At 41.3% G+C, this 10,354-nt stretch carries 12 protein-coding genes; 7 read left to right on the plus strand and 5 right to left on the minus strand.

The genetic code is table 11. The annotated features are described in order from the left end of the window. From IM485_RS20805 to IM485_RS20820, 4 genes are all read left to right on the plus strand, one after another. Positions 1–316 (plus strand): Uma2 family endonuclease (locus IM485_RS20805; protein WP_287745334.1); only part of this gene is annotated, 316 nt, incomplete at its 5' end. 14 nt (positions 317–330) lie between these two features. Beyond that, positions 331–2,349 carry an NAD-dependent DNA ligase LigA gene (gene ligA, locus IM485_RS20810; protein ID WP_287745336.1) on the plus strand — a complete coding sequence of 673 codons (2,019 nt, stop codon included), beginning with the start codon at positions 331–333 and terminating at the stop codon, positions 2,347–2,349. 274 nt (positions 2,350–2,623) lie between these two features. Continuing rightward, positions 2,624–4,159, plus strand: coding sequence for a pentapeptide repeat-containing protein (locus IM485_RS20815; RefSeq protein ID WP_287745338.1), 1,536 nt, complete (start codon positions 2,624–2,626; stop codon positions 4,157–4,159). 39 nt (positions 4,160–4,198) lie between these two features. Beyond that, positions 4,199–4,585 carry a hypothetical protein gene (locus IM485_RS20820; protein WP_104398236.1) on the plus strand — a complete coding sequence of 129 codons (387 nt, stop codon included), beginning with the start codon at positions 4,199–4,201 and terminating at the stop codon, positions 4,583–4,585. Positions 4,586–4,671: 86 nt separating this feature from the next. Here IM485_RS20820 and IM485_RS20825 read toward each other — a convergent pair whose 3' ends face one another. Further along, positions 4,672–4,992, minus strand: a complete 321-nt coding sequence (locus IM485_RS20825; RefSeq protein WP_238142107.1) for a helix-turn-helix domain-containing protein — start codon at positions 4,990–4,992, stop codon at positions 4,672–4,674. A gap of 227 nt (positions 4,993–5,219) precedes the next feature. On the opposite strand from IM485_RS20825, the gene sppA reads away from it, so the two are divergent. Together sppA and aroH are read left to right on the plus strand one after the other, a co-directional pair. Then, the gene (sppA, locus tag IM485_RS20830) at positions 5,220–6,041 is read left to right on the plus strand and encodes a signal peptide peptidase SppA (protein WP_104398235.1); all 822 of its coding nucleotides are present in this window, start codon (positions 5,220–5,222) and stop codon (positions 6,039–6,041) included. 68 nt (positions 6,042–6,109) lie between these two features. Continuing rightward, positions 6,110–6,511 carry a chorismate mutase gene (gene aroH, locus IM485_RS20835; RefSeq protein WP_104398234.1) on the plus strand — a complete coding sequence of 134 codons (402 nt, stop codon included), beginning with the start codon at positions 6,110–6,112 and terminating at the stop codon, positions 6,509–6,511. Positions 6,512–6,527: 16 nt separating this feature from the next. On the opposite strand, the gene IM485_RS20840 is transcribed toward aroH, so the two are convergent. Then, on the minus strand, positions 6,528–7,421 hold the full coding sequence (locus IM485_RS20840; protein ID WP_287745342.1) for an alpha/beta fold hydrolase: 894 nt from the start codon (positions 7,419–7,421) through the stop codon (positions 6,528–6,530). 58 nt (positions 7,422–7,479) lie between these two features. Here IM485_RS20840 and IM485_RS20845 point away from each other — a divergent pair, with 58 nt between their 5' ends. Next, a complete protein-coding gene (locus tag IM485_RS20845) occupies positions 7,480–8,328 on the plus strand; it encodes an alpha/beta fold hydrolase (RefSeq protein WP_287745344.1) in 849 nt (282 codons plus the stop codon). A 125-nt stretch (positions 8,329–8,453) separates the two neighbouring features. Here IM485_RS20845 and IM485_RS20850 read toward each other — a convergent pair whose 3' ends face one another. From IM485_RS20850 to IM485_RS20860, 3 genes are read right to left on the minus strand one after another with little or no spacing between them, the layout of a single operon-like run. Next, a complete protein-coding gene (locus tag IM485_RS20850; protein WP_287745346.1) occupies positions 8,454–9,641 on the minus strand; it encodes a lipid-A-disaccharide synthase-related protein in 1,188 nt (395 codons plus the stop codon). Next, positions 9,634–10,101 carry a cobalamin biosynthesis protein gene (locus IM485_RS20855; RefSeq protein ID WP_104398230.1) on the minus strand — a complete coding sequence of 156 codons (468 nt, stop codon included), beginning with the start codon at positions 10,099–10,101 and terminating at the stop codon, positions 9,634–9,636. The genes IM485_RS20850 and IM485_RS20855 overlap by 8 nt, the downstream gene beginning before the upstream one ends. A gap of 29 nt (positions 10,102–10,130) precedes the next feature. Then, positions 10,131–10,268, minus strand: a complete 138-nt coding sequence (locus IM485_RS20860; protein WP_287745349.1) for a hypothetical protein — start codon at positions 10,266–10,268, stop codon at positions 10,131–10,133. Between the last annotated feature and the right edge of the window lie 86 nt (positions 10,269–10,354).

A 10,354-nucleotide genomic window follows, 5' to 3' on the forward strand; every position in this document is an offset into this window, starting at 1 on the left:
CTTAATGATTTTAACTGCCGAACAATGTCAAGAGATTAGAAATATGACCACAGCAGTGATTGAATTTCCTCCCCTCTTAGTTGTAGAAATTGTTAGCCCCGGTAATGCCGATGATGACTACCGTTATAAGCGTTCAGAATATGCGGTAAGAGGCATTCCTGAATACTGGATTATCGATCCTATTACTCTAAAAATATCGGTTTTAACCCTGATTTCGGGATTTTATGAACTGGCAGAATTTCACAACGAAGATAGGATAATATCGGTGACATTTCCCGATTTAAAATTAACTCCTCAAATGGTTTTTGCCCAGTAGCATTATTAACGATTATGACTATCCCCTTAGAAATCCAACAACGCTGCCAACAACTAAAAACAGAACTACAAAGAGCCAGTTATGCTTATTATGTTCTTGATGATCCTTTTATACCCGATAGCGTTTATGATCAACTTTATCGGGAATTAGAAGACCTAGAAAAGCGTTATCCTCAATTAATCACCCCCGATAGTCCCACCCAAAGAGTCGGGGATAAAATCTCTAGTCAATTCGTTTCTGTCCGTCATAATATTCCCCTGTATAGTCTCGAAAATGCCTTTAACCTCGAAGAATTAAATAAATGGGGCAACCGTTGGCAAAGATATATAAATGAAACCCAAGACACGGAATATGTGTGTGAATTAAAAATCGATGGTTCCGCGTTAGCTTTAACCTACGAAAACGGCTTTTTAGTCAGAGGTGTTACCAGAGGGGATGGAGTCACTGGCGAAGATATTACCCCCAATGTGCGGACAATTCGCTCTATTCCTTTACGCTTAAATATAGATAATCCCCCGGCAATTGTGGAAGTGCGCGGCGAAGCTTTTTTACCCCTCGATACCTTCGATAAAATCAATCAAGAAAGAGAAGAAAAAGGAGAATCTCTCTTTGCTAATCCCCGCAATGCCGCAGCAGGAACCCTACGACAATTAGATCCGAAAATAGTTGATAAAAGACGCTTACAATTTTTTGCCTATACCCTGCATTTAGACGATAACCATATCACTACTCAATGGCAATCCTTAGATAGATTAGAAAGCATGGGATTTCTGGTTAATCCCCACCGTCAACTCTGTCCATCCCTGCAAGAAGTGGCGCAATACTATCAAGATTGGCAAGAAAAACGTCATCAATTAGCCTACATGACCGATGGTGTCGTAGTCAAAATCAACGATTTACAGCGACAAAATCGGTTAGGATTCACCCAAAAATTCCCCCGGTGGGCCATCGCTTTAAAATATCCAGCCGAAGAAGTCCCCACGGTAGTTAAAGATATTATCGTCAATGTGGGACGCACCGGCGCAGTCACACCCATGGCGGTGATGGAACCGGTACAGGTAGCAGGAACCACCGTACAAAGGGCTACTTTACATAATAGCGATCGAGTGGCCGAATTAGATATCCGCGTCGGTGACACGGTAATTATCCGCAAAGCGGGGGAAATTATCCCGGAAGTGGTCAGAATCCTGCCAGAATTGCGTCCTAGCCACACCTTACCCTTCCAGATGCCCACTAATTGCCCTGAATGTCAATCTCCCCTAGTCCGTCCGGTGGGGGAAGCGGTGACGCGCTGTGTCAATAGTTCCTGTCCGGCGATTTTGCGGGGAAGTGTGGTACATTGGGCTAGTCGCGATGCTCTCGATATCCGGGGATTAGGGGAAAAAGTGGTAATTTTGCTGATTGAACAGGGATTAGTTACCGCCATTTCTGACCTCTACAGCCTCGAAAAAACGGAAATTGCCAAATTAGACCGAATGGGCGAGAAATCAGCCTTAAATTTGATTACAGCTATGGCTCAGAGCAAAAATCAAAGCTGGTCGAGGGTACTTTATGGGCTAGGAATTCGCTATGTGGGCAGCGTTAACGCCAAAATTCTCGCCGAAAGTTTTCGGACTGTGGAGGAGTTAGCTAACGCCAGCGTGACTAATTTAGCCTCTGTCTATGGTATCGGTGAAGAAATCGCTCAATCGGTCTATGATTGGTTTAGAATCGCCGCTAATCGGGATTTAGTCGCTAAATTACAGGCAGCAGGTTTACAATTTGCCGCAGCAGCAAAAACCACCACCACAAAAGCGACTTTAGCAGGGAAAACCTTTGTCATTACTGGCACTTTACCAACTCTCAAACGGGAGGAAGCGAAAGAATTAATCGAAAAAGCTGGGGGGAAAGTGACGGGTTCTGTGAGCAAAAAAACCGATTATTTACTGCTAGGAGAAGCGGCGGGTTCTAAGCTAGAAAAAGCCCTAGAATTGGGCATTACTCAGCTAACTGAAGCACAATTACTCGAATTAATCGAAGTCGGAAAAGTCTAGTAAAATCTGGATTATTTCACCAACATAAAAGACAATTTCATCCTTAAAAAAGATCAACCAAACTGGGCGATAAACCTGATTTAATCCAGAAACAAACTCATCAGATAAACAGTCAATTTTTAAGGACGAGAAAAGTAACATTATATTAAGTAAATGTCTCTGGTTAAGGACTTTCTGCTATTCTGAGGAATAGGTATATAGTGCTAGTCCTCACGGATATTCAAACTCTCTCTAACTTTTTATAAAAAAACATAAATAACAGGGGTTTATATTAATGATAACTTCAGAGTTGGCTTCTTTAATTATCGGCATTGAAGAAAATGTGCGGACAGAAAGCGAATATTATGGCAAGCTAGTCGAATGGCGAGAAAAATATCAAACGTGGCATTATGGAATTAGCTTATCGAACACGCATTTCTTTAGTTTAGGAACTCTAGAAAAACAAGAACTGCAACTCCTAAAACGCCACGATATTCGTGATTTTGACCTAAGAATTCTTCCTGATGTTAAATCACCCTTTGAAAGCGACGAAGTTATAGAACGACTTAAATATGCTTTGAGATGGTTACAGGACTTACCAGAAAATTCACCTAATAAGACAATCACAGGTAAGGAATTGGCTTTTCGGATATTGACAGGCAATCCAGATTATGAATATTCTGGAGATACAAAACCAATTCCCCCCGACCTAAGTTATGAGGATTATTTAAAGCAAGTTTCACCGAAGCTTCAACATAGCAAACTTGGAGATTTTTTGGGCAATCGAAAAATTTTGCCGTACATATTCTTGTTTTTGTTTGCCTTTTTAATAGTTGTTGCAATTGGTCTAATAAATGATGGTTATGGGTTCGTCACTGATATGCCCTGGCTAAGGGGGATACTTCCATTATTATTATTACTACTTATTATAGCCAATGTAGCGATAGTATCTAACTGGATATCAAATTTTAAATGGTCGGGCTTTCAGAAAAAAAGCTTTTGGGATTGGCTACAATTATTGATAGTACCTCTAATGTTAGCCCTGGGCGCTTTCTATCTGAATTCTGCAGCCGACTTTAGAGATTATCAAATTGCACAAGAGCGAAAACAGCAGGAAATTTTGACTGATTATTTTTCCAAAATGCAAGGTTTAATTGTAGAGACAAAAAAAAGCAAACAAACACCCGGTTCTAAAGAATCAAATTCAGAGGAAAGGTTACTGACAGAATTTAGACCGACCGCTCAAGCTTTAACTCTCTCTGTTTTAGAACAATTGGATGGTGAACGTAAAGGAAAAGTTATCACTTATTTAGCTGAATCGCAATTAATTACTGTTGATAATAACAAGCCATATCCTCAGCCAGAAATTAACTTATATGGAGCCAATCTCAAAGGTATGGTATTAAATGATGTTGATCAAGTTGAGACGGTGGATAAAAAGCCATTAGGAGTAGTAATTGATAAAGCGGACATAACGAACTCTAATATTAAAAACGTAAAATTATTTGAGGGTTCACAACTACGAGAATCTGATTTTAGTGAAGCGAATCTAACAGATGTTTATTTCACTGGTGCTGATATGCAGGGTGCAAAATTTATCAAGAGTCAAATGACTAATGTAGATTTATCTAATACGAATTTAACGAGTGCAAATTTTGATAATGTCGAGACAACAAAGATAACAATTTCACCAGAAACTAAACTTGATGATGCTTGTGTTACCAAAGGAGAAATTGTTTTAAACACTATACCTTTTAAGAAAGGAGAAGTTGTTTTAGACACTATACCTATTAATAATAAATGCGGTAAAAGACTTGGAAGTGGCCAATAAATTTGAAACTTATTTAACAATTATAGGGAGCCAAATAGTATGAAGAATCGAGAGTGTTTAATTTTAGCTACTTTAATATTAAGCATTGGCCTTGCTGCCCAAGTATCTTCCCAAACTCCATCCTATGGTGTTATTTATGGTTCAGATCGAGGCCTTCAAGAGGCACAATGGGAAATAGAACAACTACCAAGACGATTGCCACAATATCGAGGTAAAAATAAGCTATTTAAACGAAAAGGATTTTATGTGAGTGTCATCTTATTCCCAACCAAGCAAGATGCTAATAACGCTCTACAAATAATAGAGAATGAATATAAAAGAGGCTCATTTGTCAGACCTCTTAGCGATTGGTGTCCCAATTGGAAAAACCCGGAAAAGAAAGAAAAGATAGAAAGTGGCATACCCTACTTTGACTGCGGAATATGAGAAGTTCTTGTCAGAAAAACTAGGGTGATCGAGGAATGATCGCCCTACATTTATTTTGATGTTTACTTGATAAATAAGCTCTAAGACTAGAGCAAATCTACTGAAGTATTATCGATTAACTGAGCAACAGCATCAAGATAATCATTAAGTTCCATTTTGTGAGCTTGGGCAAATAAATTAAGGGTTTCTACCTTTGTTCCTTCTCCCTGTTCAATGCGTCTCACTTGACGCTCGGATACTCCTATAATATCTGATTGTCGCAGTTGATGCTGTTTGCGTAAAGAGGCAATCGCTCGACCAAAAATCTGATCATGTTTTAATTTAATCGCTGCAAACTTTTGTTTTGCTACTGGTTCAATCACACTCAAAAAAGCCTCTATATCAAGCAAATGATTGTGAGGCTGCATCTACTATTTGTGACCTTCTCTCACTGATGGTGAGCAGCAAAAGTTATTAAAAGAGGGCGAATACGATTCGCCCCTACAATAATATTATCGCGCCAATGGTAGGGGCGCATCGTGGTCAGTGAGTTGATCGAACTGCGTGCGCCCAAAATGTGATAATGTTTGCTTAACCTAGAACGATCAAAGCGTTAGATTAGAGAGAGTCCTTTTTTGAGAGATATTTAAACCTGATGGTCTGGCCTTTTAAACCGAAAACCCGCAAACAAATCGCTCGAATAGAAATTACAGGTGCAATTGCCTCCGATACCCGCAAAAGGGTCTTAAAAGCCCTAGAAATCGTCAAAGAAAGGCAATATCCCGCCCTACTTCTCCGCATTGACTCCCCCGGGGGAACCGTGGGGGATTCCCAAGAAATTTATGAAGCATTGAAGCGGTTACAAAAAAACACGAAAATAATCGCTAGTTTTGGCAATATTTCCGCCTCTGGCGGCGTTTATATCGGTATGGGGGCTAATTATATTATGGCTAACCCCGGCACGATTACCGGCTCGATCGGTGTTATCCTGAGGGGGAACAATCTGGAAAGATTGTTGGATAAGGTGGGAGTTTCGTTTAAAGTGATTAAATCGGGCCCTTATAAAGATATTCTCTCCTTCGATCGAGAATTAACTGATGAAGAAGAAAGAATTCTCCAGGATATGATCGATACCAGTTATCAGCAATTTCTGCAAACCGTCGCCGGAGCGAGAAATTTAGATGTCAATCAGGTGAAAAGTTTTGCCGATGGGCGCATTTTTACCGGTCAACAGGCGTTAGAATTAGGAGTGGTTGATCGCCTGGGAACCGAGGAAGATGCCCGACTTTGGGCGCTAGAATTGGCAGGATTACCCCCAGATAAAACTAAATGTCAGACTATCGAAGAACCGAAACCCCTGCTCAGTCGTCTGACGGGCAATCGTTCCCAAATACCCCCAGGATTACAAAAAACCCTACAGCGTCTAGAATTTGAATTGGAAGTTAACGGACAACTATTGTGGTTATACCGACCCTGATGACCAGATTAAAGTCGAGAAAAAGGGCGCGTTAACCCCTAAAATTGACTCATCAGGATTAGTGGAGGATGACAATCGTGCAGTGGAAGGTTCGAGCCATTCGGGGAGCAACGACGGTAACGGTTAATACTATTGAAGCTATACGAGAAGCAGTAACAGAACTCCTCGAAGCGATCGAAATTCACAATAGTCTCGATCCCGATGATATTGTTAGTATTATCTTTACGGCAACTCAGGATTTAGACACGATTTTCCCCGCTGCTATCGCTCGCGAACGTCCCGACTGGCAAAATGTCCCCCTCCTCGATGTGCAACAGATGCACGTCGCTGGTAGTCTAGAAAAGTGTATTCGCGTAATTCTCCACGTTAATACTCCCAAACTACAAGGGGAAATGCAGCACGTCTATCTCCGGGGGGCGAAAAATCTTCGCCCCGATTGGCAGATTTCTCCAGTAACTATTAATCGCTAAAATCTTCCATAACTGACTAAATCCCCATTTCCGACAGCCAACTCAAAATTAATTGATTAACTTTTTCGGGATGTTCATCGTGGGGACAGTGACCAGCTTTGGCAATCGGATAAAATTGGGTATTATTTCCCATTTTAGCTCTTTCTTGGTAAATTACCGAACCAGCGATCGGGGTCCAAGGGTCATCCTCTCCCCAGAGTACCAATAAAGGGCGATCGATTGGCGGTAATAATTCCTGGGGAGAAGGTCCGGGGGGTGCTGTCAACACCGATGCGAACACTCCCCACGCACCCGCATCACAGGAGGGTTGATAGAGAATTTCGACTAATTCCTCGGTAATCGCGGTATGATCCCGATAAACCTGTTTTAAAGTGTTACGGATGCGATTTTTCTGCCTTACCTGTTCAAAAATAAACTTTCCTGTCACGGGGGAACTAACTAAACCGGTAAAGGCAGCCATGATTAAACGCAAAGGGAAATTTAATTCTTCGGGACGATGGTTTAATCCTCCGGCACAGTTAATAATTACGCCTCCGGCAGTGATTTCGGGAGATTCTGCCATCAGCATTAAGGTAATCAGTCCCCCGATGGAATTACCGACAAATACGGTCGGTTTTGCGATTTTTTCCCGCCAAAAGTCTTGTATTTGCTGCTGCCAAAGGTTGAGACTATAATCTAAAGCGGGCTTATCCGCACCCCCAAATCCCAAGAGATCTAGGGCATAGACTTGATAGCCATTTTCCGCTAAAACGGGGATATTTTTGCGCCAATGACCGATAGATGCCCCAAAACCGTGAATTAATACTAGGGGTTGTCCTTCTCCCCGCACGGTGTAGGGGATGGTGTTACCTTGCCATGTCCAAGACAATTGTTCTAAGCTAGTGACAGTGAGCGGCGATTGTAGTGCCATTGTATGAAGTTTTATTAAGTGATATTTAAATTATAGAGTAAAAATCAGCCGAGAATTTATGCCACAACGCCGGACTTTTACCAATAACTCGATGACAATTTCCTATTTACAATGGAGCGATCGAGGTATCCCTCTACTATTATTGCACGGCATGGCGGATCATGCTTTGGTTTGGTCAAGTTTGGGCGATTATTTACGCTCAAATTATCAAGTTATTGCCCCAGATTTGCGGGGACATGGGGAAAGCGGTAAACCCGCAACCGGTTATCACTTTCAGGATTATATCGGCGATTTGAGGGCTTTAATTAATCATTTAGGTTGGACGCAAGCACATATTTTAGGTCATTCTTGGAGTGCTAAAATAGCGGCAATTTGGGCAACTCAACAGCCAGAAGTATTTAAGAGTTTAATTTTAGTCGATCCCTTTTTTATCGATAAAATGCCTAGTTGGATGAGGATAACTTTTCCAATTCTCTATCAAGTTTTGCCCTTTTTAAAGATTACTCGTTCCTTTGATAGTTATCAGAGCATAGAAGCGATCGCTCGTCAATTAAAACAATATAAAGGTTGGTCAAATTTACAGGAAGAGGTGTTTAAAAATGCCATCGAACAAAAAGCTGATGGCAGTTGGAGCAGTAAATTTACTTTATCAGCACGCGGGGAAATTTTTGAGGATGTCATGGGGTTTGCCGGATTAACTAAAGCTTTAGATATTCCCAGTTTATTGATCCTTCCTCAACAGGGATTAAATCGCACTACTTGGCAAATTCAATCCTATAAAAAGTATTTAACTTCTCTAGAGATTAAAAAGATACCGGGTAATCATTGGGCATTTTTAGGGGAACCTGAAACTTTTAATCAAGGGGTGGCTGAGTTTTTATCTGTTCGGGAAAATCACTATGGTTAATTATAGTCATTTCAGATAAGTCTGATACAGTCTAGACCGACAAAATCCTTAGAAACTCTGGGATTGATATTCTCAATCTTAATTGAAATGACTATAAAAGGTAATTGAGCTAATTTTAAGCTGGATTACGCTGCCCTAACAGAGTCTAGATTTATATAAATTTCCTCGGCAATCTTCCTGCTACCTCCGGACTCTCCCACTCTAATTTTGCCATTCTCTAAACATCTGTGTAAATAACGAGAATCTGCCAAAATATCGATAATTTTAACCGCAGCATTTTTAAATAAATTCACCTCCGTGGGTTTCTTTCCAATAGTTATCACCGATTCCCCTAATAAGCGCATTTGTGCCTCAGCAAAAGGGTAGGTAAATTGGGGACCAAATCCGGGTATTTGTAGGACGGGTTTTCCTAATCCTACCGCTTGTTCTACTGCTGTCCCCGCCATGGCTAAACAAGCGTCACAATGGTGTAGAATATCGGCAAAAGCATCACGATAACAGCACACCTTAGCCCCATTTTTCTCTAGTTTTCCCGCTCCTAAATAATGCCATCCCTCTTGTTTAGCCAAATTTTCTAAGTCGGTTTCTCTGATGCTAGGAATGATAGCAGCCCGAAACTGCATCGGTTTAATTTTAACTATTTCCTCACAGACTTGTAACTGTAAAGCTAAATTACTCAAAGCTTCGGGTAAACGACTCCCCGCTAATAAAGCAATCATGGGAATTTGACTATCTAATTCCAAATCTTTACCCGTTGGTGTTAAGACATCCATAATCGGATAGCCAGCAAAAATCGCTTTTTTAATACCCCGATTTTGTAGGTCTGTTGCTGTATATTTATCTCTGGTAAAAACCCTTAAACACTTGTCTGATCTTAAACATAATTCTGTCAGTAAAGGTAATTTAATTGTACCTTCGTAATAACTGGAAGTAGAAACAATAAAAGCCACAAAAGGACGACCAGTTGAACGAGCGATCGCAATCGGCACAATATCCCCCACTGCTATCAATAAATCACAATTCTTGCTAACTTTAAAAGCTGCCTGAATTTGTTTAATAGTTAGACCGATTAATCCCGCCCCAATATCTTTAATCCAATTAAAAGGATTGGTATAAATAATTCCCCCCGATGGCATAGTGGCAGTGGGGGCAATAATTGGTACTGGCAATTTTTGATAAGCTTTTCCCTCTCCCACTAAAGGCAAAGCAGCTATAGATAATTGGGGCTGAATTTTTTGTAATTCCCCCACAATTAAACTAGCATTTAAATCCTCACCATGACCATTACTAAGAAATAAAACCTGTTTAAGCATCGATTTCGTATCCTCTATATTCCCTTGCTGCCAAAGAAACCGCCACCGTCACCGATTTTGCTTCTATTTGCTTGCTGACTAGCAAAATCTCGCCCATTTTTAAAGCGGCGGCTTCGGCGACGCTAGGAGTTCCCCCTTGCTTGTTGACAATAGCTGAGGGATTGGGGACCTTAATATCTCTCAACTCCTCGGCAGTAAAAGTTTTTAGGGGCAATCCTTTCTCCTGACAGTAGGTAATTAAACCCCGTTCATCAGCTTTGATGTCAAGGGTGGCGATACCGGCAATAGCGGCTAAAGAGAGGTGATAACGCTGAAAAACAGCCCTAATTGCCCTATCTATGACCGCCTTCTCCGTCCCACGGATGCAACCTATGCCTAGCCATAATAATCGTCCATGGCACTGCACTTTTACCCCAGAAGAATCGGCGGGTGGGTGGAAAGCAGGGGAAGCGCCAGTCATCATCGGTGTTGCCTCTAATTGTTGCGGGATTAGGGTTGCCAACGGGGAGAATCACCTTGGGGCTGTTTAGTTAGGGTTTGCGGCAAAAAGTTTTTCCGGGGGGTAGGGTGTGGGGTGTGGGGTGTGGGGTGTGGGGTGTGGGGTTTTACCAGTTTTGAGGTGGCCAATTACCTAATTTTCAGGGAAAAAGTGCCTAAATTTCCCCCCGATCACTCCCATATCCAGTACTTTTTGATTGACAAAAGGTCTAAAA

The sequence above is a fragment of the Microcystis sp. M169S2 genome, assembly GCF_020245865.1.
GTDB classification, from domain to species: domain Bacteria; phylum Cyanobacteriota; class Cyanobacteriia; order Cyanobacteriales; family Microcystaceae; genus Microcystis; species Microcystis ichthyoblabe_A.